This window comes from Candidatus Binatia bacterium, from assembly GCA_036493895.1.
Classification (GTDB): domain Bacteria; phylum Desulfobacterota; class Binatia; order UBA1149; family CAITLU01; genus DATNBU01.
Map to the genome: position 1 here is coordinate 1 of DASXOZ010000070.1, position 22865 is coordinate 22865.

General features: G+C 64.3%; 22 protein-coding genes and 3 tRNA genes. 12 read left to right on the forward strand and 13 right to left on the reverse strand.

All coding sequences use genetic code 11. The features are described from left to right. The 4 genes from VGK20_15295 to VGK20_15310 form a co-directional block, all read left to right on the forward strand. On the forward strand, nt 1-97 hold a 97-nt coding region (locus VGK20_15295; protein HEY2775407.1), incomplete at its 5' end, for an IS3 family transposase. A gap of 90 nt (nt 98-187) precedes the next feature. Then, complete coding sequence (locus VGK20_15300; protein ID HEY2775408.1) at nt 188-1231, forward strand: hypothetical protein; 1044 nt, start codon at nt 188-190, stop codon at nt 1229-1231. Nucleotides 1232-2102: 871 nt separating this feature from the next. Next, the gene (locus VGK20_15305; GenBank protein ID HEY2775409.1) at nt 2103-2558 is read left to right on the forward strand and encodes a hypothetical protein; all 456 of its coding nucleotides are present in this window, start codon (nt 2103-2105) and stop codon (nt 2556-2558) included. A gap of 47 nt (nt 2559-2605) precedes the next feature. After that, nucleotides 2606-3706, forward strand: coding sequence for a site-specific integrase (locus tag VGK20_15310; protein HEY2775410.1), 1101 nt, complete (start codon nt 2606-2608; stop codon nt 3704-3706). 8 nt (nt 3707-3714) lie between these two features. On the opposite strand, the gene VGK20_15315 is transcribed toward VGK20_15310, so the two are convergent. From VGK20_15315 to VGK20_15330, 4 genes are all read right to left on the reverse strand, one after another. Then, a tRNA-Leu gene (locus tag VGK20_15315) sits at nt 3715-3800 on the reverse strand. Between the two features lie 22 nt (nt 3801-3822). Continuing rightward, nucleotides 3823-4035: a type II toxin-antitoxin system HicA family toxin gene (locus VGK20_15320; protein HEY2775411.1), complete on the reverse strand. Its 213-nt coding sequence runs from the start codon at nt 4033-4035 to the stop codon at nt 3823-3825. Beyond that, nucleotides 4032-4238, reverse strand: coding sequence for a type II toxin-antitoxin system HicB family antitoxin (locus VGK20_15325; GenBank protein ID HEY2775412.1), 207 nt, complete (start codon nt 4236-4238; stop codon nt 4032-4034). The genes VGK20_15320 and VGK20_15325 overlap by 4 nt, the downstream gene beginning before the upstream one ends. A 139-nt stretch (nt 4239-4377) precedes the next feature. Continuing rightward, entirely contained in the window at nt 4378-4839 is a 462-nt protein-coding gene (locus VGK20_15330; protein HEY2775413.1) for a RidA family protein, read from the reverse strand. A 176-nt stretch (nt 4840-5015) separates the two neighbouring features. Between VGK20_15330 and VGK20_15335 the strand changes: the two genes are divergently transcribed. Next, complete coding sequence (locus VGK20_15335) at nt 5016-5648, forward strand: class I SAM-dependent methyltransferase (GenBank protein ID HEY2775414.1); 633 nt, start codon at nt 5016-5018, stop codon at nt 5646-5648. 44 nt (nt 5649-5692) lie between these two features. Here the strand turns inward: VGK20_15335 and VGK20_15340 are convergent, their stop codons facing one another. Then, entirely contained in the window at nt 5693-7144 is a 1452-nt protein-coding gene (locus VGK20_15340) for a PHB depolymerase family esterase (GenBank protein ID HEY2775415.1), read from the reverse strand. Nucleotides 7145-7560: 416 nt separating this feature from the next. Between VGK20_15340 and VGK20_15345 the strand changes: the two genes are divergently transcribed. From VGK20_15345 to VGK20_15355, 3 genes are all read left to right on the forward strand, one after another. Beyond that, a complete protein-coding gene (locus tag VGK20_15345; protein HEY2775416.1) occupies nt 7561-8067 on the forward strand; it encodes an SRPBCC family protein in 507 nt (168 codons plus the stop codon). A 282-nt stretch (nt 8068-8349) separates the two neighbouring features. Then, nucleotides 8350-9768: an aldehyde dehydrogenase family protein gene (locus VGK20_15350; GenBank protein ID HEY2775417.1), complete on the forward strand. Its 1419-nt coding sequence runs from the start codon at nt 8350-8352 to the stop codon at nt 9766-9768. A 10-nt stretch (nt 9769-9778) separates the two neighbouring features. Next, nucleotides 9779-12163: a PQQ-dependent dehydrogenase, methanol/ethanol family gene (locus VGK20_15355; protein HEY2775418.1), complete on the forward strand. Its 2385-nt coding sequence runs from the start codon at nt 9779-9781 to the stop codon at nt 12161-12163. Nucleotides 12164-12272: 109 nt separating this feature from the next. On the opposite strand, the gene VGK20_15360 is transcribed toward VGK20_15355, so the two are convergent. Next, nucleotides 12273-12348: transfer RNA gene (locus VGK20_15360), tRNA-Cys, on the reverse strand. Between the two features lie 225 nt (nt 12349-12573). Between VGK20_15360 and VGK20_15365 the strand changes: the two genes are divergently transcribed. Beyond that, the gene (locus VGK20_15365) at nt 12574-13638 is read left to right on the forward strand and encodes a 3-isopropylmalate dehydrogenase (GenBank protein ID HEY2775419.1); all 1065 of its coding nucleotides are present in this window, start codon (nt 12574-12576) and stop codon (nt 13636-13638) included. Between the two features lie 90 nt (nt 13639-13728). Here the strand turns inward: VGK20_15365 and VGK20_15370 are convergent, their stop codons facing one another. The 3 genes from VGK20_15370 to VGK20_15380 are packed head-to-tail and all read right to left on the reverse strand — an operon-like array spanning nt 13729 to nt 15664. Further along, nucleotides 13729-14085: a nitroreductase/quinone reductase family protein gene (locus VGK20_15370; protein HEY2775420.1), complete on the reverse strand. Its 357-nt coding sequence runs from the start codon at nt 14083-14085 to the stop codon at nt 13729-13731. Beyond that, nucleotides 14082-15332 (reverse strand): aminotransferase class III-fold pyridoxal phosphate-dependent enzyme, encoded by a 1251-nt coding sequence (locus VGK20_15375; GenBank protein ID HEY2775421.1) that lies wholly within the window; start codon nt 15330-15332, stop codon nt 14082-14084. The genes VGK20_15370 and VGK20_15375 overlap by 4 nt, the downstream gene beginning before the upstream one ends. A gap of 14 nt (nt 15333-15346) precedes the next feature. After that, nucleotides 15347-15664 carry a BolA family protein gene (locus tag VGK20_15380; protein HEY2775422.1) on the reverse strand — a complete coding sequence of 106 codons (318 nt, stop codon included), beginning with the start codon at nt 15662-15664 and terminating at the stop codon, nt 15347-15349. 28 nt (nt 15665-15692) lie between these two features. Between VGK20_15380 and VGK20_15385 the strand changes: the two genes are divergently transcribed. From VGK20_15385 to VGK20_15395, 3 genes are all read left to right on the forward strand, one after another. Then, complete coding sequence (locus tag VGK20_15385; protein HEY2775423.1) at nt 15693-16655, forward strand: rhomboid family intramembrane serine protease; 963 nt, start codon at nt 15693-15695, stop codon at nt 16653-16655. Then, a complete protein-coding gene (locus VGK20_15390) occupies nt 16652-17965 on the forward strand; it encodes a DUF1329 domain-containing protein (GenBank protein ID HEY2775424.1) in 1314 nt (437 codons plus the stop codon). The genes VGK20_15385 and VGK20_15390 overlap by 4 nt, the downstream gene beginning before the upstream one ends. Before the next feature lie 192 nt (nt 17966-18157). Further along, nucleotides 18158-18952 carry a urate hydroxylase PuuD gene (locus VGK20_15395; GenBank protein HEY2775425.1) on the forward strand — a complete coding sequence of 265 codons (795 nt, stop codon included), beginning with the start codon at nt 18158-18160 and terminating at the stop codon, nt 18950-18952. Nucleotides 18953-18979: 27 nt separating this feature from the next. On the opposite strand, the gene VGK20_15400 is transcribed toward VGK20_15395, so the two are convergent. From VGK20_15400 to pgsA, 4 genes are all read right to left on the reverse strand, one after another. Further along, nucleotides 18980-19246: a hypothetical protein gene (locus VGK20_15400; protein HEY2775426.1), complete on the reverse strand. Its 267-nt coding sequence runs from the start codon at nt 19244-19246 to the stop codon at nt 18980-18982. A 4-nt stretch (nt 19247-19250) separates the two neighbouring features. Then, on the reverse strand, nt 19251-21668 hold the full coding sequence (locus VGK20_15405; GenBank protein ID HEY2775427.1) for an integrin alpha: 2418 nt from the start codon (nt 21666-21668) through the stop codon (nt 19251-19253). Nucleotides 21669-22003: 335 nt separating this feature from the next. Next, nucleotides 22004-22079: transfer RNA gene (locus tag VGK20_15410), tRNA-Gly, on the reverse strand. Between the two features lie 149 nt (nt 22080-22228). Next, nucleotides 22229-22855: a CDP-diacylglycerol--glycerol-3-phosphate 3-phosphatidyltransferase gene (gene pgsA / locus VGK20_15415; protein ID HEY2775428.1), complete on the reverse strand. Its 627-nt coding sequence runs from the start codon at nt 22853-22855 to the stop codon at nt 22229-22231. Nucleotides 22856-22865: the final 10 nt, after the last annotated feature.

A 22865-nucleotide genomic window follows, 5' to 3' on the forward strand; every position in this document is an offset into this window, starting at 1 on the left:
CTTTATCGAAGGCTGGTACAACCCGCGCCGGCGGCACTCGTCACTGGACTACATGTCGCCGGCCGAGTACGAGAGGAGAAACTGGCTGGCTGCGTAGCAGCCCAGCCCACAACCATCCACGGAAACGGGTTAATTCCAAACCGTTTCACGCCCAGAGCCGAAAGGATGCCTGTGCTGGGCAGAAGACTTGGCCGAAGGTGTCTCCCACGTCTGCTCCCGCTTCACAGACCCTCTTCCCGTCACAAAGAAGGATCTGAAATGGCAAAGGGGCAAGAACGGCAAACCCGTCTATCGAAGAGGGAAATGGATCGCTTGTGAAGGACGAGTTGGTCGTGTCCGTCATGTGAAGAATGCAGCCGGTGAACTGCTTGCCCAGATTGACCACGGTGACCGAGCATTCCAACTACACCAATGGATCGAGTGCTACCGTGACCACAAACTCTGGCCGGAACTTCTTCGACCGCTAGACATCGCTTCTTCACTCGATGTTGCTGAAACTTGGTATGGCAAGGGCGTTGGCCTAGTCACTGGCGTCAAGAGCAACGGCCTCTTTTGCATCGTGTCCCACTGCGAAGAAGCCGCCACGGTCTTCCCAAACTTCCTTCCGCCGACCCACCGCATTCATGGTCGAAGCGGAAGTCCCCAAAAACACTGGTGGTACATGAAGGCCCCAGTGCCCTCTACAACGACCTTCAAAGACGCTTGCGGCAACGTTCTGGTCGAGATTCTCGGTGAAGGCTGCATAACACCTGTCCCGCCGACTGTTTGTGCTTCTGGAGAGCCGCTCGAATGGCAGACCTTCTTCCCAGTCAACGATCCCCCTCGCTGGCCTTGTGAATCCTTCGAGGATGCCGCCAAGACCATTGCTGCTTGCACTTTGGTTGCCCGAGCTTGGCCGGAAGACGATAGCCAAACCGCTTGGGCTAACGAGTTGGTCGATTGCCTTGTTGCAGCAGGTCTCTCGCCCAAGTTTGTAGCCCACTTTGTATCAACTTCGGCTCTCGTCCCCGAAGATTCATGGCACAGGATCTACACCGTCGTCTTAGAATACGCTGTCGAGATTTCACCGAAGCGGGTCGCCTTCCGATGGAATGTGGCGCTTGCGGTTCTGCTCGGCAAGAATTCGGCCAATCTTCTCGCTGACTGGCTGAATCTCCCTCTGCCGCACTCATGCCACGAAGCAGCGAAACGTCTTCACAACTTTCAACTTCGCAAGGAATTGCTTCAGTAACTTCATCGAACAAACGCCCAGCAGTAACCAACAACTGCCTGCACCAGCCGAAGTGTGTACCCCGTCAACGCTCCTCGATGACCAACCATCAACGTTTGCGTCTTTGTGCCTGTGTTTGCGCCAACAACTGGCTGGAGCATTTCGAGTCAAAAAACGCTGCTTCGTGTTGTGTGGAAGGGAATGGTTGCGACGATGATTGCGTTGAGTTCTCAGTCCCACTCCGACCTACACGACTTCAACCGCTAGACAGGCCCCACCAACGGCTTCTGGCCTTCCTGATGACGGTCTTCCAACCGGCGACCGGAAAGGGCTGATTCCCGAAATCAAAGGAATTCACTCCGAACTCCGATCTGGCCTCTCAACGCCCGTCTCCCGGCCCGAACCCCAGCAATCTCCAGCATTTCGGCGGAGCTTCCCGGCCCGCTTCCCGTGTAGGCAAAATAACGGAATCAACAACAGATAATGGGATAACTGGTTTCCGCTGATTCTCCCGTCGCAGGAGCCCGTCAGCGTCCTTCCGATCTGCGTGTGGTGTTGGCCGAAGTTGTAGCCCGTTCGTTATCGGCCACGAGGCACGTTCACTCACCGTGGAAGAAGTGAAGTTCTTCTCAGGCACGAAGAAGGTGCTGACCTCGAACCCGTGTCAGACTTAGACGTGTTGTCGCTGAAACTCGTGCCCCAAGCCTTGACAGGAACTCCCCTGTTTGGTAGTAGAGTCGCCGGGGCACGCATAACCCCAAACTCTGGGGACCGGAGACACCGCCTATGCGGGCTTCCCTAGAGAAAACCGGCGACGGAATGAGCACGAATACGAACAACCGCTTCCCGAACTCCCTAAGCAAGAGAAAGGAAGCCCAACAGGGAGAAGGAATTGAGCAGCGCCACCACCACTCTTCAACGGATTCACAACAGCACCACGCCGCCAGTCCGTTCGGTGGGGGATGCAGTTAGTTCTCACCAGTCTCGAAACCTGCATCCTGTCGCCCTTCACCAGTCTGCCGTCTCCCCGACCCTCGATTCCATCGCACAGAACCCGCAGTTGGCTCTGCTTCTATCACCCGAAGACGCCGCAGCCCTCTCCCTTTCCTGCGCCGCTGTGATGGCCGTCCTTCAACAGCGCAGCCTCGCTCCAATAACCCGACCGGCTGAAGATCGGTTCATCAGTGCCGAAGAAGTGGGGAAGATCATCAACAAGTCGAAGTCGTGGGTAGAGCATCACCACAATGACTTGCCACCACGTCGCAACCTTGCAGGGAACCCCGGTTGGCTGCTGTCGGAAGTGGAGGCTTTGGTAAAAAACGCTCCACGTTACGGACGAGCGGCCTAGCCTCTTTAGTATTTTTTTCACCACACCAACAACTACGAGGAGAAGGAATGGCAAAACGCAGAGCAAACAAAGTGCGACAGCGTGGAAATGTCTGGTACGTCCGTCCGATGATCGATGGGAAACGCATCGAACGCCGTACCGATGCGAAGACCCGCAAGGAAGCAATTGCGATCTGCAATGATCTGGAAGCCAGTGCTGCAAAAGGTGGGCTAACCGCAGAGAGCTTTACGATCAGAGTAAACGAACTGTACGATGCACTCTGCACTGACTACAGAGTAACAGGAAAACGAGTCTCTGATCTTGCGAAGCGCTGGAAGCACCTTGAGCCGGTCTTCGGCAGAGATCGAGCACGAGACGTTACCACTCCCCGCATTCGCAACTACATTGCCGCCCGTCTCGAAGAGAAAGCTGCCCCGGCAACCATCCAACTGGAACTGGCGTGCCTGCGCCGGATGATGCGGCTCGGCGTGCAAGACCGACGACTGTCCTATGTACCCAGCTTTCCCAAGATCACTGTCGAGAATGCCCGATCCGGGTTCATGGACCATGAGACGTTTCAGAAGCTCAAAGCGGAACTGCCGGAGCCTACCTCAACAATGGCTGTCCTCGGATTTGAGATTGGCTGGCGCTTTAGTGAAATCGCCGGTCTCAAGTGGAACCAGATCGATTTAGAGGAAGGCACCGTTCGCCTGAAGGCTGGCACCACGAAAAACAAGAAGGCTCGCCTGACCTACCTGACAGCCCCAGCGTTAGCGGCAATGAAGGCATGGCGTGAGCAGACGAAGACTTTTGAGAGAGAGAACAACCGAATCGTGCCCCACGTCTTCCATCGCTACGGCGAGCCGGTCAGGTCGATTTACACGGCGTGGAGATCGGCCTGCGAAAGGGTCGGACATCCCGACTTCCTGTTCCACGATCTTCGGCGTTGTGCGGCTCGCAACTACACCCGTGCAGGCGTTCAGGAGTCGGTGGCGATGAAGGCCATGGGGCACCTGACCCGACACATCTTTGACCGTTACAACATCTGTGCGGAAGCCGACCTCAAGGATGCCGCCAGCAAAGTCTCCCGACTCACCGATGGGGCAAATCTGGGGCAAGCTGCCGCTGCCACCCAGAAAACGGCGGATGAGAAAACCGTAACTAGCTGATTTTGATATGCCGGGAGAGAGATTCGAACTCTCACTCGTGTTACCACGAAGGGGATTTTAAGTCCCCAGTGTCTACCAGTTCCACCATCCCGGCCTGAGATGGTCGCTCGCTCCGCCTACAGATCATCCGCGGTGAGACCGGTGTGTTTGGCGATCCGGGCCAGCATCCGCGGGCCTATCTCTTCGCGATCATGAAAAGCGAAGATGAAGTCAGGATGTCCGGGTAAGCTCAGAACGCGATGTGAGCCGGACCGGCGCTTCTCTCGCCACCCCTTACGCAGCAAAGCCGCGAGGACTCGCCGAGCGTGCGTCGAGGGCCACGACTTCACGCCGCTTCGAAAACGACTGTGAGCAGATTCGGAGTCCCCTCGCCATGCTCGAGACGATCGGCAAGCACCCGGAGGGCGAGAGCCTGAACACGTGCGAGCGCGTCCTCGCGCGACACGGCGTAGGCCATCACCCCGGGCAATTCTGCGACCTCTCCGATCCAGCGCCCGTCAGCCTCTTGCTCGAGCTCGACGTGAAAGTTCATGTCGCGTCTCCTCTGGTCGCAGGGCTGTCGGCCCGCACGCCGGGACTTCCCTTCCCGGCTGATACATCCGTCAAGACCGCATCATCGTCAAACTACTGGTCAAAGCGTGCTGCGTGACGCGCTGCTCGTCCACGCGCCGTCACTCGACCTCGATCGTCATCCTGATCTCAACAGGAATATCGAACGGCAGCTCCGCCATCCCGACAGCCGCGCGAGTATGGCGACCCGCTTCTCCAAACACCTCGACGAGAAGATCCGAGCAACCGTCGATGACCTCGGGCGTCCGGTTGAATCCGGGGGCGCAGTTGACCATCCCGAACACCTCGACGATCTGCCGGACGCGATCGAGACTTCCGAGCTCGGCGCGAATGGTCGCAAGCATGGAGAGGCCGGTCGCTCGAGCCGCAGCCTTCGCTTCCGCGATGGAAAGCTCTTTGCCGACCTTTCCACGCACGACACCGCCCGGCGTCGTCGGCCCGTGACCGCCGACGAAAAGCAGCGCGCCGGCGCGCTTGCATCCGAGATAGTTCGCAACCGGCTGGAACACCGGAGGAAGCTCGATGCCGAGCTCGCGCAGACGCGCGTCGAAACCAGACGTCATCACCCGAGGTAATCACGCTCCCGCGCATCCGGCAATGTCGGCGAGCGTGCCGATCCATTCGACAATCTTTGACAGAGCGTCGTCGCAGGCGCACCGTTCGCGGTCTCGCGTGCCTGGGGGCCTGGGCGCGGCCAACTGGTCCCGTGGCACCGCAACCCTCAAAAACGGACTGACCGGTGCGCGCCTGGCTCTACGATTCGCTGATCGTCTCGATGACCGCCGATTGGTATCGGGCCGTCCTCGCGGCACTGCCCGAGCACGCTAACGTGCTGGACGTCGGGATCGGCACCGGAGCCGCGCTGCTCGCGCACGCCTCCCTTCTCGAGCAGAAGGATCTTCGCGTAGTCGGCGTCGATGTCGACGCCGACTACGTTCATCGCTGCATATCGGCCGTGAAAGCCGCAGGATTGTCCGGCAGGATCGAGCCTCGTCTCGAATCCGTTTACGATCATCGCGGCGGCCCGTATGACGCCGCCTATTTCAGCGGCAGTTTCATGCTGCTGCCCGACCCCGCGGCCGCGCTCCGGCACGTCGTCTCCCTGGTGCACGAGTCCGCACGCATCTACTTCACGCAGACGTTCGAGCACGAGCGTTCGCGCATGCTCGAGTTGATCAAACCGGTGCTGCGCCTGGTCACGACGATCGACTTCGGTCGCGTGACGTACGAGGCGGATTTTCAGCGCGTGTTGGCCGATGCGAACGTTGCCGTCGAGGAGCAGATCGTGCTGCAGCCGGGCCGGAAACGCTCTTCCGTGATGGTAGTGGCACGAGCGCATCGCGGGCGGGAACAGGTCAAGCACCCCACGTAGAGCGCAAATCAGAAGGCCAGGAAGACGCCGCGATTTAACGGGAACTACCGCACGGGATGCGCGGAGAAGAACTCCCAGATCCGCTGCGATGCCGGAAACGTCTCGCTCTGGTAGCCGAACGGGCAGTTGCCGATACCGGAGATCGCCGGCGGTTCTCCGCCGGGCCACTGGTGCCCGCCGCCGTCGATGATGCAGGCCTCGACCTCGTCGCCGGGCGCGCACTTCTCGTACGCTGTGCATATTGCATCGCCGTCGGGCGTCGCCGAGGTCGGCGTGTCCGAGCAGTCGTCGCGCTCGCGCCAGCGAGCCAACGTAACCGGGACCGACGGATGATAGATATCGCCGGTCGGACCGCAGCCGTTGCTTCCGTCGTACGGGGCGTGGGGATCGTCGGTGCCGTGAATCGTCAGCTCCGCCAGCGGACGCACAGGATTGCAGCTCGCCGTCATGTCGACGCCGGAGACCGTCGCGATCGCGCGCACGCGATTGCCGAGGTCGCAGCCGAGGCGATGCGACATGCTCGCGCCATTGGACATTCCCGTGGCATAGACGCGGCGCGCATCGACGCAGAGACGGGACTCGAGCTGATCGAGGATCGCAGCGACAAAGCCGACATCGTCGATGTTCTGGTCGAACGCGATCCCGCAGCAGGTGCCGGCGTTCCAGGCGCGCACACCGCCTGCGCCCGGATATCCATCCGGCGAGACGACGATGAACCCGCCGGCCGCAGCGACGTCGAGCATGTGCGAAGAGCTTTCGATCTGCGCGCCGGAGCCGAAGCCGCCGTGCATCAGGAAGACCACCGGCGTGGCGGCCGCAGCATCGTAATTCGGCGGCAGATAGATGCGGAACGTGCGCGTGAGCCCGTCGTGCACGAGCTGATCGGCGGTCGATACACCTGGTGCGTACGGCGAAGGATCGAGGCTGCAGCCGCTGCTCGGCAATACAGGAACGTGCGTAGTCGCATCGAACGCGGCCTTGGCCGACGCTCGTGCAGCCGAATTGGATGTGAACGATGCGAGCGGCACCGCGCTCTCGAAGCAGATCGCACTGTCGTCGCGCAGCAACTGCACGGTAACCTGGCCCGCAACGGGAAGCGGCGCGCCGGTCGCGAACGTTCCACTCACACGCACGCGCGTGCGGTTGCTGCTGCTGCCGAGCAGGTCGATGGAGCGCACCGGCGTCGTATCGCTGCGATAGCGCAGTCCGGTTGCGCCGCTGTCGGACCAGCACGACGCTCCGTCGCAACTCGCCGCTGCCAGGACGTCAGCGGCAAGAATGAGGGTGGACGCCTCCCAGGCGCACACGGAGAACGAAGTGGAAGCGCGCGGATCGCCGAAATCGATCTTGTTCGTCGAAGGTCCCCGCGCAGCCTTCCAGCGGAAGCTCCCCGAGCCGGCGTCGATCGAGAGGCGGCTCTGCGCAAGGTCGCGGCAAAGCGGTCGCGGCGAAGTTGGACAGGCGGCCCGCGCGGGTGCAGCGCCGAGCAGCAACACCGGCAACAAGCTCGCCCAGATGCTGCGGGATGCTCTGATGCTGATCCGCCGCATTTTCATCGGTATCCCACGAAAGGGGCACAGACCATAGCATGTTTTTTCCCTCGTCGGGTGGGGCCTCTGCGGCGAAAATGCCGGTCTGGGCGCCGTAAACGCCGTTGATTGCAGCAAGAAAGCCTTCATCTCCTGCGCGAGGCCGTTCCTGCGTTGACGCCCGCGCTTTCCCGTCCCAGCCTCCAACGATGTGCATTGGGCAGTCTCGCCCCGTGCCCCATTGCGCGGACCCGACGGGCTTTCGATCCGCAGCCGGATACGGCGACGACCGGGCCAAACGGTGAGGATCAATCCGCAGCCCGAAGGGCGAGGATCAATCCGCAGCCCGAAGGGCGAGGATCAAACAGGAAGGAGACAGCACCATGACCGACAAACCAAGTACGATCACCGAGTTCATCGACGTGAACGTCCCGGTGCGGACGGCTTACAACCAGTGGACCCAGTTCGAAGAGTTTCCGAAGTTCATGCAGGGAGTCGAGGAGGTCGAGCAGATCGACGACGAGACGCTTCACTGGCGCGCCGAGATGGGCGGCAAGACCAAGGAGTGGGACGCGCGCATCACCGAGCAGATTCCCGACAAGCGCATCGCATGGACGAGCACGAGCGGAGCACCCAACGGCGGGTGCGTCACGTTTCATCGCCTCTCCGACGGCGAGTGCCGCGTCACGCTCCAGATGGACTACGATCCGGAGGGGATCGTCGAGAACGTCGGCGATACGATCGGCGTCGTGCAATGGAACGTCCAGGAGAACCTGAAGCGCTTCAAGGAGTTCATCGAGCAGCAGGGCGAAGAGACTGGCGGCTTCCGCGGGAGCGTCCGCTCGCCCGACGAAGAATCGGCGTCGCGTCGGGGCTCGCACAGGCACTGACGGCGAGGATCCATACCCGCGGGCAACCCGGGTCTGCCGGCCAGACTTCCCGGGAAACCCCGGGGCGCTGCATTGCCGCTGCACTCGCAAATTCCGCGCACAGGGGCGGGCGCTGTTGTGTGCCCGATCCATCACGGATATCGAGGGGTTGCGTCGAGGGGAGACGGCGCCGCCCCGGGCGGCGACCGGTTGGGGTGGGAAGTCGAACGGTCCCCGAACACGGGGCTGGCACGATGTTCCCGGCCCCGGACCGATCAGGCGGGCCCGGCAAGGAGGGTTGCCATGGCTGCAGCCACTGCGGTCAACCTGGTTTTCGACGACTCGGCGCGCGAGCGCATCGCGGCCATTCCCGCACGTCTTCGCAAAACCTTTCGCAGCGGCCGCACGCGTCCCCTTTCCTGGCGCCTCGAGCAGCTTCGCGCCGTCGAAAAGCTGCTGCGCGAAAACACCGCTGCTCTCGAGAAGGCGCTTGCGGCCGACCTCGGCAAGCCCGCGCTCGAAGCGATGGCCGCCGACATCGGGATGCCGCTCGGCGAAGCGGCGATCGCGATCAAGAATCTTGCCGCGTGGACCAAGCCCCAGCGCGTTGCGCAGCCCGCCGTGCAGAGGCCGGGGCGCTCGTGGATCCAGTACGATCCCCTCGGCGTCGTGCTGATCATCGCGCCGTGGAACTATCCGGTGCAGCTCACGTTCAATCCCCTCGTCGCAGCGATCGCCGCGGGAAACTGCGCGGTGATCAAACCGTCGGAGCTTACGCCGCAGACTTCTCACCTTACCGCAGAGCTGGTCGCCAAGTATCTCGACAACGACTGCATCGCGGTAGTCGAAGGCGCCGTCGATGAGACGACGACGCTGCTCGAGCAGCAGTTCGATCATATCCTCTACACCGGCAACGGCCGCGTCGCGCGCGTCGTGATGGAAGCGGCGGCGAAGTTCCTGACTCCGGTCACGCTGGAGCTCGGCGGCAAGAGCCCCTGCATCGTGATGCCGGATGCGAACCTCGACGTCGCGGCGCACCGCATCGCGTGGGGCAAATGGACCAACGCGGGCCAGACCTGCACAGCGCCCGACTACGTGCTCGTGCACGAGAGCATCGAAAAAACCCTTGTCGAGAAGCTTCGCGGCGTGATCCGCGAGTTCTACGGCGACGATCCGCGCACGTCGAAGGATTACCCGCGCATCGTCAACGACCGCCACGTCGACCGGCTTGCCGGCCTGCTCGAAGACAGCGTCGAAGTCGTCGCCGGGGGGCAGTACGACCGCAGCGAGCGCTATTTCGCACCGACCATCGTCACCGAGATTCGTCCTTCGTCCAAGGCGATGCAGGACGAGATCTTCGGGCCGGTGCTGCCGATCATGCGCGTGTCGGGAATCGACGAAGCGATCCGCTACGTCAACGACCATGACAAGCCTCTTGCACTCTATGTGTTCACGGCCGACCGCACGGTTTCCGACCGCGTGCTGGCCGAGACCAGTTCCGGGGGAGCCTGCATCAACGCGACGCTCTGGCACGTCGCCAATCCGAACCTTCCCTTCGGCGGCGTGGGGCCGAGCGGGATGGGCAGCTATCACGGGCGTTGGGGCTTCGAGGCGCTGAGCCACCGCAAGGCAGTGACCGACAAGCCGACGTCGCTCGATGCGAAAGTCGCCTATCCTCCGTACACGCGGATCAAGGAATGGCTGATCCGCAAGTTCATGTAGGCGCGTTCTGGTGAAAAGAGTGTTTTCGATTCGGGCGAGCTGCGTCGTTGCAGCGCTCGCGGTGGCCACGTGCAGCGTTTCGACTGCCTCCATGTCGTGGGCAGAGGGCGCCGCGGCGCCTTCTGTCACAGAGACGCCTGCCGCCGCCGCGCCGCCTTCGGCTGCGACGGCGCCTGCGGCCGGCGCGGTCTCCGACACGGCTGCAGCCGGTGCGGCGTCTGCTGCGCCCGGCACCGATCTTCCGGCAGAGCCTGTCGCGGGCCACGCCCGCGAAATCGCGCCGGCGCCCGCGGCTGCTCGCGTCGACGATGCCCGCGTTCGCGCAGCCGACCTCGAGCCGGGCCAGTGGCTGGCCCACGGCCGCACATTTTCGGAGCAGCGTTTCAGCCCGCTGAAACAGATCGACAACAGCAACGTCGAGCGGCTCGGTCTTGCGTGGGCCTGGGAGCCGGGAACGACCCGCGGCATGGAGTCGACACCGCTCGTGATCGACGGCGTGATGTATGCGACCGGCGAGTGGAGCCGCGTGTACGCGCTCGATGCGAAGACCGGCACGCCGCTCTGGACCTACGATCCGCACGTGGACGGTTCCAAGGGCCGCGACGGTTGCTGCGACGTCGTCAACCGCGGCGTCGCCGCGTGGAACGGCCGCCTCTACCTCGGCGCCTTCGACGGCCGCCTCATCTGCCTCGACGCCGCCACCGGAAAACAGATCTGGGAAGTGCAGACCACCGATGTCACTCGTGCCTACACGATCACCGGCGCCCCTCGCATCGTCAAAGGCAAGGTCGTGATCGGCAACGGCGGCGCCGAGTTCGGCGTGCGCGGCTACTTCAGCGCCTACGACGCGAACGACGGCAAGCTGCTGTGGCGCTTCTATACGGTGCCGGCCAGTCGCAACGGCCCCTTCGAGCATCCCGAGCTCGCGATTGCCGCGAAGACCTGGTCGCACGACTCGGCGTGGGAATCCGGCCTCGGCGGCACCGTGTGGGATTCGATGGCCTACGATCCCGACCTCGACCTGCTCTACGTCGGCGTCGGCAATGCGTCGGTCTACAACCGCGCCGAACGCAGCCCCGGCGGCGGCGACAATCTTTTCCTTTCGTCGATCCTCGCGATCGATCCCGATGACGGGCACATGGCCTGGTATTACCAGACGACGCCCGGCGACCAGTGGGATTTCACGGCCACGCAGCACATCATCCTGGCCGACCTCATGCTGCCGCCGGCAAACAATCCGGGCGGCAGGAGCGAGCTTCGCCACGTCCTGCTGCAGGCGCCGAAAAACGGCTTCTTCTATGTGCTCGACCGAAAGTCCGGCGAGCTGCTTTCGGCCAAGCCTTACGTCGACGTCTCGTGGGCCACCGAAGTAGACATGAGGACGGGGCGTCCCGTCGAAAGAAGCGAAGCGAACTGGGACGACAAGACCGCGCGAGTGACGCCGGGAATTCCGGGCGGCCACAACTGGCACCCGATGGCCTTCAGTCCGCAGACCGGACTGGTTTACATTCCCACGTTCGAGTCCGTCTACGAGTTCAACCCGACGCCCGGCTACAAATGGAAGCCCGGCCAGATGAACACGTCGGAGGACTGGGACAAGACCGCCTCGCACATGGAAGGATTCGAGGCCCTGGCCAAGGAGAACGTTCGCACGCATCTCACCGCGTGGGATCCGATCGGCGCGCGGCAGGCGTGGCGCGTCGACCTCGGCCAGGGAATTCCCGCCGGTGTGCTCGCCACCGGCGGCAACCTCGTGTTCCAGGGCACGACGTGGGGACAGCTCAAGGCCTACGCCGCCGACAGTGGCGACGAATTGTGGTCGGGTGATACCGGCACCGGGATCATTGCGCCGCCGATCAGCTACGAGGTCGACGGCGAACAGTACGTTGCGGTCGTCGCCGGTCTCGGCGGCTCGCAGGGCGGTCACTACATCCGCTTCGCCAATTCGAACCCGGGCCGCATCCTCGCGTACAAGCTCGACGCCCACGGCGAGCTGCCCCGCATGCCGCCACGGGACCGGCGTCCCGGCATGGGCGGCAAGGACGTCGAGGCTCCAGTGCTCGAGACGTCGGAGGCGACGCTGCAACGGGGACGGGCGCTGTACGCCGTGCACTGCACCCGCTGTCACGGCCTGGGAGCCCAATCGAGCGGTCTCTATCCGGATCTTCGCCAGGCCTCGGGCGATGTCTATGCGTCGTGGAAGGCCATCGTGATCGGCGGCGCGTTGTCGTCGCGAGGAATGGCGTCCTTTGCCGACGTGCTCTCGCCGGAGGACGCCGAGGCGATCCGCGACTACGTGGCCGACCGTGCCCACCACCGGCCGACGTGGACCGAGTGGCTCGCCGAGCTGGCCGCCGGCTACGCCCACATCCCTGCCCGCTGGCTCGCGAACTGATCGGGAGGCCGTCCTCGGCGCCCGTGGCAACCATTCGGGGCACAAGCCTGAGAGCTCGAGGGCCCGACGATTCCGGCTCTGCTACCAAGCTGCGAGTGTTGGAGGGAAATGGAGGCGGCGAGCGGATTCGAACCGCTGAGTCGAGGTTTTGCAGACCTCTCCCTTAACCACTTGGGTACGCCGCCGAAGTCGCCGACTATGTCAGTGCGCGTTCGGCTTCTCAAGCGTCGCCGGACGCTCGCGCAGCACGCTGGAGCGACGGAACCCGGCGATTTCCCGGCAGTTGTTCGTTGTCACGCTGCGGCGTCGCTCGCTTGAGGCGATGGCGAAATCGGCTATGCTCCGCAGGATTTATTTCGGCCGCCGGCTCGCCTGAAGCGAGCCGAACGGCGGCCTCAAGGAGCAAGCAGTTGCACAAGATCGCGGTCCTGGGCGGGGACGGAACCGGCCCTGAAGTCGTCGCCGAAGCCCTCAAAGTGCTGGATGCCGCCTCCAAGGTGTGCGGCTTCAAGTACGAGACGACGACGTTCGATTTCGGCGGGGACCGGTACCTGCGTACCGGCGAGGTTCTTCCCGATTCGGCAACCTCCGACCTGCAGAAGTTCGACGCGATCCTGCTCGGCGCCATCGGGCACCCCGACGTCAAGCCGGGCATCCTGGAGAAGGGCATCCTTCTTCGCCTGCGCTTCGAGCTCGACCTCTACATCAACCTGCGGCCCGTCAAGCTTTATCCCGGCGTCGACACGCCGCTGGCCAACAAGGGCCCCGAGCACATCGACTTCGTCGTCGTGCGCGAGAACACCGAAGGCCTGTACGCCGGCGCCGGCGGCAGCCTGCGGCGCGGCACGCCCCACGAAGTGGCCGTGCAGGAATCGATCAATACGCGCATGGGCGTCGAGCGCTGCCTGCGCTACGCGTTCGATTTCACGCGCAGGCGCAACCGCAACAAGACGCTGACCCTTTGCGGCAAGACCAACGTGCTGACCTACGCGTTCGACCTGTGGGAGCGCGCCTTCCACGAGATCGGACAGGCCGACTACAAGGACATCAAGCGCGACTACGCGCACGTCGATGCGACGTGCATGTGGATGGTCAAGAACCCCGAATGGTTCGACGTGATCGTCACCGACAACATGTTCGGCGACATCATCACCGACCTCGGCGCGATGATCCAGGGCGGCATGGGCATCGCAGCCGGCGGCAACATTCATCCCGGCAAGGTCTCGATGTTCGAGCCGATCGGCGGCTCGGCGCCCAAGTACACCGGGCTCGGCGTCATCAACCCGATGGCGGCAATCGCTGCAGCGCAGATGATGCTTGCCGAGCTCGGCGAGGACGCAGCGGCCGACCGCATCGAAAGCGCAATCGCTTACGTCGCTGCCGAGAAGCTGGAATCGATGAACGCCGGCAAGATGGGATTCTCGACCTCGCAGGTCGGAGACCTGGTCGCAGACGCAGTGGCCACCGGGCGCTGAGCGCCCGCGGCGCCGCCGCAGCCCGTACTGCGAACCCGGGGGGCGCTACAAATTTTGTAGCAGCCGCGGCGGCGCGGTGAGTCGAAAGGCTCAGTCGCCTTTGTTCGGTGCTACCCTGACGCGAAACGCCGCCTGCGTCTTTCCGCGCACGAAAAGCCCGATCAGGCGACTCAGCATCGGGTATTTCTTCGCCACGGCGTCGCGGAAACGCTGAAGGTCGGCCTGCGTGATCGGCTCGACGCTGACGTTGTTGGCTCCTTCGCCGAAATCGACCGCGCCGCGCCCTGTCGCCCTCAGGTTGCGCACCCAGCTCCGATTCTCGTCGAGGCTGCCGATCCACAGCTCGTCATCGATCTCGACGAACCAGATCGTGACGTGGTAGACGTTGGCCGTCTTGCGGCCGTAGTGCGTCAGCTTCAGCGTGCTCTGGTAGTGCGGAATCATCATCGCAAGTCCCTCCCGAACCCGGCTGCCACGGCGACCATCCCTGCCTCGGCGGCATCGAGCGCCTGGTCGATGTCTTCGTCGCGGTGGGCTGCCGAGACGAACCAGTTGTGCGCCGGATGAAAGAACGCGCCGCGGCGGGCGGCCTCCGCTGCAAACGTCCGGCTTCGCTCGAGGCTGCCGCCGTCGGCGGCAAAGCTTAGAAATGGAATGGAAGGCGGGCCGCTGATCGTGACGCCAAGGCCGGCAGCGGACGCGCGCTCGGCCAGCCCGTCACAGAGGCGGCGCCCTGCCCTGTCCATGTGGGCGATTGCGTCGCGCTCCGCCAACGCACCGAGCGTCGCGATCGCCGCGGCGATCGGCACCGCCTGCGTGAAGAACGTTCCGGTGACGAACACTTCGCGCGCAGGTTTTCGCAGCTCTTCGCGGCCGATCATCGCCGAGAGCGCGTACCCGTTGGCCAGGGCCTTGGAATAAACGACGAGGTCGGGCGTGACGCCGAAGCGCTGCAGCGATCCGCCGAGGTGAAGGCGAAATCCCGCGCGCACATCATCCACGATCATCGCTGCGCCGCGGCGCGTGCAAAGCTCGCGCACGCGGTCGAAGAATCCCGGCGCGGGCATCACGCTGTCTTCGCGCGCTTCGTGGCGGAACGGCGTCGTGATGACGGCGGCGATGCGCCCTTCGTGTTCGGAAAAGAGGCGCTCCAGCGCAGCGGCATCGTTCCATGCGAATCGAAGCATTCCGCCCCGCTCGCCGTCGGGGAACCCGCGGCCGACGGGATTGCACCAGCCGTGCACGCCGTGGTAGGTGCCGCCGACCATCGCGACCAGGTCGCGCCCGGTTGCGCGCCTGGCCACTGCCAGCGCCCACGTGCAGACGTCGGATCCGTTTTTCGCGAACATCGCCCACGCGCTCTGCGGCGTCAGCGCGACCAGGCGCTCGGCCAGCTCGACCATGTTCGGGGCCGGCAGATTGCCGCTGTCGCACAGACGGCGTTGCGCTTCGGCAGCGGCTTCCACCGCTGCGTCGCGGTAGCCCAGCACCATCGGTCCGTACGAGCAGAGGAAATCGATGTACTCGTGCCCGTCGACGTCGCGCACGCGGCAGCCTTCGGCGTGGCAGAGGAAGCGCGGAAAGGCGCCGTCGACGAGATAGGCGGGGTTTTGATGCCCGTAGATGCCGCCCGGGATCACCTTGCGCGCGCGCTCGAAGAGCGCATCACCGATTGGATGTCCCCAGTCCGGCATCGAAGCGAGTGCGCTCAGGCTACGACAGGGCTTCGACCGGAGGAATCGCGGACGGCCTGCGCCGTCGCGATGGCCTCGGCGGGCGTCAGCGTCACCAGCGCCAGGGCGTGGACCGCGCCGGCCATCTCCTCGGCCAGCAGCTGGTAGATCATCCGGTGACGGTCGACGAGGCTCTTCCCCTCGAACGCGTCCGACACGACGCGGATCCGGAAGTGCCCGCCCCCGCCGGCGCCGCTGTGCCCGCGATGAAGCTCACTTTCGTCGCGGATTTCCAGCGAGACGGGCGTCAGCCCCCCGGCCAACTTGTCCTCGAGGGTTTTCAAGGTGTGCATCCCCGCTACCATGTGGCACGCTTTGGCCATGAGCAAGGCCCGAGCGATGCTGCCGCTCAACCTTACGACCGAACAGGCGCGGCGCGCGATGCTTTCGCTTCTGGCGATGGGGCTGGATGCGCGAACGCACAGGGCCGGCGACGAACGGATCGAACCGGCCGAAGCGCAACGCACAGCCCGCGACGACGTGCAGCCCGAGAGCAGCGAAGAGGCACCTGCCGGACCCGCCGAGGCGCGGCCTTCGCACGACTCCTCCTCCCGACTCTGGATCATCTCCGTCGATGAAGACGAGCTTGGCGCTGCCCTGCCGCTGGTCGAGGAAGCCATCGCTCCTGTGCAGGAAGCTCCTGCGCCGCCGCCACTGTTTCTCGGCCAGCATGCAACGGACGGCATCTGGACCCGGCGCAACGCTGCGGCCGGCTTCGCGATTGCCGCAGTCTGCATCATCGTCCACGCGCTCGTGCACGAGGGCGAAGATACGATCCCGCGCTCGGCGATGATCGCGGCCGGCGCGGTTGCTCCATGGCTCGTAACCCAGGGCCAGTGGTGGCGCCTGGTGACGGCGATCTTCCTGCACTTCGATATCCGCCATCTCGTCGGCAACATGAGCGCGCTTCTCCTTCTCGGGCCGCCTCTGGCTGCGACGATCGGCCAGCTTCGCTTCGTGCTGCTGTTCCTCGTCACCGGATTTACCGGCAACGTCGTGAGCCAGCTTTTCGGCGACGAGGCTGCCGTCAAGGCGGGAGCATCCGGGGGAATCTGCGGAATCCTCGGCGCGATGGCCGGCGTCGCGCTGGCAACGATGGCCGCGGCGACCGATGCGCGCGAGCGGCGCCCGGCATGGCAGACGCTCGGCGCTCTTGCGGCGCTGTTCGGAATGATCGTCGGCTTCGAGCCGGGTCGCGACCACTACGCGCACCTTGGTGGTCTGCTCAGCGGGCTGGCAGTCGGCCGCATCATCGGACCGGCGGCAGGGAACACGGCGACATGATGCGCGTGCCCGCGCATCGCTGGTTGCGTGCCGTGGTCGCCGCGTGCGTTGCGGGGCTGCTCGTAGCCGCTTCGCGGGCGCGCGCCGATTCGACAGTCGGTGTCGCGCAGCCGGACGAGCCGCCGCCCGGCACGATCGTTTCGCACGAAAACCTCGACAAGTACCGCCAGTTCCTGCCTCCGTCGATCCAGTGGGCCATCGATCGCGGAATGCGCATCGAGGTGATCGAGGCGCGAGACATTCCCCTGGAGCCCGCGCGCCTGGACGCGACGCAGAAATACGAATCCCAGTGCCGGCTTTCGCCGGACAAGAACCAGGTGCTGAACTACGTCGCGGGCCTCCCGTTCCCGCTTGCCGACGAACGCGACCCCGACGCGGCCGTCAAGCTCGTCTTCAACTACGAAAACCGAATCGTCGTCGACGACCTGGACGTTCGCAATTTCGAGTGCGACACCGGCAGCTTCGGCCAGAACACCGGCCTCAGCATCGAGCGGCATTTCCTCATCGGACACTTCCGCCGCCTCTACTACGTCAGCCGTCTCTACTTCGACCCGAAGCCGACGTGGCCGACTCCCGACGGCATCCGCTATCGCGAAGTGCTGCACCCGATCCTGGAACCTTTCGACTTGAAGGGCGTCGGCCTGACGTACAACCGCCACCTCGATCCGTCGCGACAGGACGACAGCTGGCTGTACTACCCGCTGCTGAAGCGCGTGCGACGCCTTTCGTCGGCGCAGCGCTCCGATGCGCTGTTCGGCCAGGACGCCGACCTCGACAGCTACGGCGGGTACGCGGGAAACCCGGCATGGATGGCGTGGAAGCTCATCGGCACCAAGCGCGTGCTCGCGCCGATGCACACGCAGCACTTCCCGGCAGTGTGGGGCAAAGGCGCGTCCGACTTCCTGTTTGACGACACGTGGGAGATGCGCGACGTCTACATCATCGAAGGGGTTTCACGACTTCCCGACTACGCGTACTCCAAGCGCGTACTCTACGTCGACCGTCACAGCTTCGTGATCCCTTACACCGAGATGTACGACCAGAAGGGCCAGCTCTGGAAAGCCTGGGTCAACCAGTGGAAGATCGGCCGCAAGCCGTTTCCCGGTGCAGTGCGCGCAGTCTACGACTTCGACCAGCAGTTCATTCCCGCCCTTTCGATCTTCGACATGCAGCTCCATCACGCGACGCGCTGCCTGCTGCCGTCCCCGTCGGTGCCTGGCGAAGAGGGCTGGTACTTCAACTTCGGTCCTGCCGAAGGGACGGTCGAGGAAGCGTTTTCGGTTTCCAGCATCATCGCGTCGGGGCGCTGAGCGCCCGCATGCGGGCGGTATCCGGCTTCGAAGCCCGGTGCGTCGCTACCCGGAAGTGGCCGGATTCTCTTTGGACACTGCAGGTCGCCATGCTGGCGTCCCGGCCTCTGGACCGCTATAGACGAAGGAGTCCCGGCCCACCCCCATTCGCTGCGGTGGCGGCCGATCGGGCTACCAGGAGGAGAATCACGCATGGAATTCGTACAGCTCACCGTCGAACCGGTGTTCCGCTGGCTTCATATCCTGGCGGGCATCATCTGGATCGGTCACCTGTACTTCTTCAACTTCGTCAACGGCCCGTTTGCCGCGACGATGAACGCCGACACCAAGAAGCTCGTCGTCCCCGAGCTGATGCCGAGGGCCTTGTACTGGTTCCGCTGGGGCGCCGCATGGACCTGGGCCACCGGCGTGATCATGCTCATGATCACCTTCTACCACGGCCGCATGGCGTTCGCGGGCGGAACGGCTGCGGGCTGGTCCCTCGGTGCGATCATCTCGATCGTGCTGACGTTCGGGGGTTTTGCCGTCTACGACGCGATCCAGTCGACGTCGATCATCGCCGACCAGAAGATGAAGAACGCGACGTACTTCGTGCTGATCGCGATCGTCGTCTACATCATGAAGCTGCAAGGGGGCTTCGGTTACCGCGGCTACGTGATCCACACCGGCGCGATGCTCGGCACCGCGATGGCGTTCAACGTCTGGTTCCGCATCTGGCCGAACCAGCAGAAGATCATTGCCGCGATCAAGAACGGCCAGGCGCCGGACGCCGCGCTGGTTTCGGTGGCGGGCCTTCGCTCACGGCACAACACGTACATGTCGGCGGCCCTTATCTGGACGATGATCAGCCTGCACAACATCGGGTTCCTGTCGACGGTGCCGCCGTTCAACACCCACCCGGAATTCGGCCTGCTGATGATGATCGGCGTGGGCTGGCACATTGTGTTCCAGCTCTACAAGCGCGCCGGCCAGGTCAAGGGTTTCTGACGCCGGAAACCGCGGGACAGGTACACATCACGAGCGGCGTCCTGCCGTATCCTGGGTGCCTGTCCCCGATTCCGGCACGCGGCTCGAGAGGATTCCCTCGCGCTCGAGCCTTTCGATCTCCTCGCGTGATCGCGCGAGCAACTCGGCCAGCACCACTGCATTGTCCTCGCCGCGAAACGCCGGACGGCCGCGCACGCCGGCGAGCGGATACGGGCGCTGCGGCCCGTTGTTGGTGGGATCCTCGCTCGCCATCGGCGAAGAAGGACCGGCGCGCCGCGGCGGCGCGCCGGCCATGAAATCAGTTGCGGACGAAGCGGTCGGTGCCGGCGATGCCGCCGCCTTCCTTGGTCGCTCCCGGACCGGGGTTGAACGGGATGAAGTGGCGAACCGGCTTGTTCGTCACTTCCCACGCCGACACTTCCTGCTGCCCGGCGGGGCTCGGAATGAGCACGAGCATCTCCTGCGCGTCGTCGAGGTCGACGTCGGCCGCGCCGACACGCGCGCCCCCGTTGTACGGAGCCGGCCGCACATTGATCGACACGGGTATGTTGTCGCGGCCGGCGACCACGCGGGCACCGTTGCCGTCGAACAGCTTGATCAGCGCCTCGCCCTGGCGAGGCGCGGTCACGATGCGCTTGGTGCCGCCCGCCTGCGCGACCACCGCAACGTCGACGCCGGAGCTGCTGACCGGATCGTACGCGAGGAAGGATCGGATGAACTGGCCCGTCTTGCTGAAGATCTTGACCAGGGGCGCACCGCGGTTCGTGCCGACGATGATCTCCTCGTCGTTGTTGCCCGTGACGTCGCCGACCGCGACGTTACCGCCGTCGGCATTGACCGGCAGCACCGGAGTGGCCATGTCGGCGTTGGTGAAGGCCGTGAACTCGAGGATCGGGAAGAACGGCTGCTGCTCGTCGAGGCGCTGCAGTACGCGCACGAGCACATTGCCGTCGACGGAGTCGGCCTGCGCGCAGACGATCTCTTCGAGAGGCTGCCCGTTGACCTCGCCGCCGTCGCACTCCACGCCGAAATTCGCTCCCGGGAAAGCCTCGAACTTATCCACCTGCAGGGACTTGTTGCCCATGCGGTAGACCTCGACGGTGGAGCTGTTGGAGCCGTGACCGCTCGAGATGGCCGCCTGCACGATCTTGGGCTTCGGGATGTTGCGGTCATTCAGCACGGTGACGTCGAGCTCGCCGAGCTTGACGCCCTCGAGCGCCGGAGTGTTCAGGATCTGCCCGTGGCCGTGGCGATTGAACGAACGCAGCTGGGCCGCGTTGCCGGTACCGGGCATCGCCGTGACGATGCGGGTTTCCAGTCCGCGACGGCCGCCGGCGACGAACAGCTCGTGGCCGTCGACGCCCGACAAGATGCGCACCGAGCCTGCGCCGCGGCGCCCAAACGGATCGTCGCCGGGCGTGCCGACGATGACGTCGGGCACCTCGTCCAGATCGAAGTCGAGGCCTCCCGCAAGCGCCGTCCCGAAGTTGTTGTCGCGGTGCGTGCCGTTGAGCGCCCAGATCGGAGCGCCATTGACACCCGACAACGTCGTGATGCGGCCGGCGTCCAGCTCCACTCTCTTGTCGAGGAACACGTCGAACAGCGGCGCGCTGGCGGCGAAGTCGGTGATGCCGTCGCCGTTGATGTCTCCGATCGTGGCCACGGCGTCGCCGAACTCGGCCTTGTCCTGAACGACGCCGTCCTGGCGCACCCACAGCCTGGTGCCGTGGTTGTCGAACAGCGTGACGAGGCCAGCCTTGGTAATGCCGTTGTCGTCCGCTCCGAACGCGCCGACGATGAAGTCCTTGACGCCGGACTTCTCGACGTCGCCGGCAAAGTCGCAGGTTCTGGCGAGGTGGTCGCCGCGTGCGCCGGTAACCTCGAGAAGCGGATCACCCTGGAAATCTCCGGTGGAAACGAGGTCGAGCGCGCCGGCGTTGAACACGAACGGGATGTTGATCTCGTCGCTGCCGGCATAGAAGTCGCGCAGTCCGTCGCCGTCGACGTCGTCGGCCGCGCAAAGCGCACGGCCGTAGTTTTTGCCCGCCTTCGGTCCTACGCGGTAGTTGAGAAGGTCGCCGTTGCGGCCGGAGACCAGCCAGACGCGGCCGGGGTTGCTGCGCCCCGTCGGGTTGGTGTCGGTGGACGCACTGACAAGGAAGTCGGGACGGCCGTCCCCGTCGATGTCGCTCGTGGGGGCGATCTTTTCGCCAAAGCCCGAGTTCGCGCTCTGGCCGAACACACGCATGCGGCGGCGATGCTTGGAGAACACCTCGACCTTGCCGCCGGACTCGTACGTGCCGGCAAACGGATCGCCGCGATCGACGCCGGTCACGTCGTATCCCGGAGAGCCGATCGCGAGCTCGTCTTTTCCGTCGCCGTTCAGGTCAGGGATGAAGGACAGGCCGGCACCGAACCACTGTCCGATCTGCTTGCCTTTCTTCTTGAAGAGCCTCTTGCCGTTGCGCCCGTCGATGACGATGACACGGCCGGCGCGCGGCGATGTGCCGGAGAAGAAGCACGGGGAGCCGATCGCGATGTCGGGAACGCCGTCGCCATTGAAATCGCCGTTGGTCGCGATGGCATGGCCCATCTCGTCGCCGCCCTTCGTGCAATTGATGTTGAACGCCTGGGCGAATGCCGAGTGCGGCATGGCCAGCGCTGCGGCTACGGTTGCCGCGACCAGCAGGGACGAAGAAGAGTTCGCAACTTTCATACTCAGGGCTTCCCGTTCGCGCTCAGGCAAGCTGCCCGGCATCCTCGTCTTTCCGCCGTCTCGGTGCACCGTCTCGACTCACGACCTGCCGTGATCCGGGTCCCGTGATCGTCCGGAATCATTCCCCCGTCGTTCACCGGGCCCGGCAAGCTGGACAAGCCTCGGCAGGATGCAAAGGTCACCCTGGACGTCCTGGTGGACCGTACCCGGCACCCGTAGCCGGCTCCAGTCCCGGACGTACCCGACGATCCGGCATTCTAACAGGCCACTGCGGCGTTGCCATGGCCGGAGCGCCAGATTTTGCCTTGGAAATGGTGGGGAAGAAAGGGAAAAGTTGGAGCGGGTGACCGGGCTCGAACCGGCGACATCCACGTTGGCAACGTGGCTCTCTACCAACTGAGATACACCCGCCCTTGACAGGCCGAACGGCGTTTTCTAGCGCAAACCGGTCGCGATGCAAGTCGGCGGATTGCGGCAGAATCTCGCCGTGCGGCCGCGACGGGCCGAGACGGACCCTGCTGCGACGCAGGCCGTCATTCCGTCCGGCCACTAGTCTTGGCCTAGTCTTGGCCGCCCGCCAGGCCGCCCTTTTCCCGCAGCCGGCGGAAGACCTCGAGGTGATAGCCGACGGCCGACCAGACACCGACGACGGCCGCCAGCGTCAGCAGTACGATCCCGACGTCGTGGAAGCTGACACCGAAGTAGACGTAATGAACGATCAGGAAGTGAAGGCCGATGGTCTGCAACAGCATCTTGGCTTTGCCGGTCGCGTCGGCCGGCAGCACGATGCCTTCGGTTGCCGCAATGCTGCGAAGACCGGTCACGGCGAACTCGCGGCCGACGACGATCACGAGCAGCCATCCTGGAATGCCCGGCTTGCGATCGAGGACCGCGAGCATCAGCAAGGTCGAGATGACCAGCAGCTTGTCGGCCAGGGGGTCGAGAAGCTTGCCGAGCGCGGTCACCCAGCCGAAGCGCCTGGCGATCCAGCCGTCGAGGAAATCGGTCAGCGAGGCGACGAAGAAGACGAACATCGCGATCCACGCTTCGCGCGGACCCGCGTGAGTAAGGAGCCAGCCGACCAGCGGGATCGCCAGTATGCGCAGCAGGGTCAGCAGGTTCGGTAACCCGCGAACCAGGGTCCCTGCGCCTCCTGCAGCTCCGGGCTGCACCTTTGCCGCCAACATCGAAAACGCC

Bases quoted from the DNA above. Each gene is read 5' to 3' on its own strand.
- VGK20_15310 (HEY2775410.1), top strand. From the start codon at position 2,606: ATGGCAAAACGCAGAGCAAACAAAGTGCGACAGCGTGGAAATGTCTGG.
- VGK20_15325 (HEY2775412.1), bottom strand. From the start codon at position 4,238: ATGAACTTTCACGTCGAGCTCGAGCAAGAGGCTGACGGGCGCTGGATC.
- VGK20_15330 (HEY2775413.1), bottom strand. From the start codon at position 4,839: ATGACGTCTGGTTTCGACGCGCGTCTGCGCGAGCTCGGCATCGAGCTT.
- VGK20_15345 (HEY2775416.1), top strand. From the start codon at position 7,561: ATGACCGACAAACCAAGTACGATCACCGAGTTCATCGACGTGAACGTC.
- VGK20_15350 (HEY2775417.1), top strand. From the start codon at position 8,350: ATGGCTGCAGCCACTGCGGTCAACCTGGTTTTCGACGACTCGGCGCGC.
- VGK20_15370 (HEY2775420.1), bottom strand. From the start codon at position 14,085: ATGATGATTCCGCACTACCAGAGCACGCTGAAGCTGACGCACTACGGC.
- VGK20_15375 (HEY2775421.1), bottom strand. From the start codon at position 15,332: ATGCCGGACTGGGGACATCCAATCGGTGATGCGCTCTTCGAGCGCGCG.
- VGK20_15380 (HEY2775422.1), bottom strand. From the start codon at position 15,664: ATGCACACCTTGAAAACCCTCGAGGACAAGTTGGCCGGGGGGCTGACG.
- VGK20_15385 (HEY2775423.1), top strand. From the start codon at position 15,693: ATGAGCAAGGCCCGAGCGATGCTGCCGCTCAACCTTACGACCGAACAG.
- VGK20_15390 (HEY2775424.1), top strand. From the start codon at position 16,652: ATGATGCGCGTGCCCGCGCATCGCTGGTTGCGTGCCGTGGTCGCCGCG.
- VGK20_15395 (HEY2775425.1), top strand. From the start codon at position 18,158: ATGGAATTCGTACAGCTCACCGTCGAACCGGTGTTCCGCTGGCTTCAT.
- VGK20_15400 (HEY2775426.1), bottom strand. From the start codon at position 19,246: ATGGCCGGCGCGCCGCCGCGGCGCGCCGGTCCTTCTTCGCCGATGGCG.
- VGK20_15405 (HEY2775427.1), bottom strand. From the start codon at position 21,668: ATGAAAGTTGCGAACTCTTCTTCGTCCCTGCTGGTCGCGGCAACCGTA.
- pgsA (HEY2775428.1), bottom strand. From the start codon at position 22,855: ATGTTGGCGGCAAAGGTGCAGCCCGGAGCTGCAGGAGGCGCAGGGACC.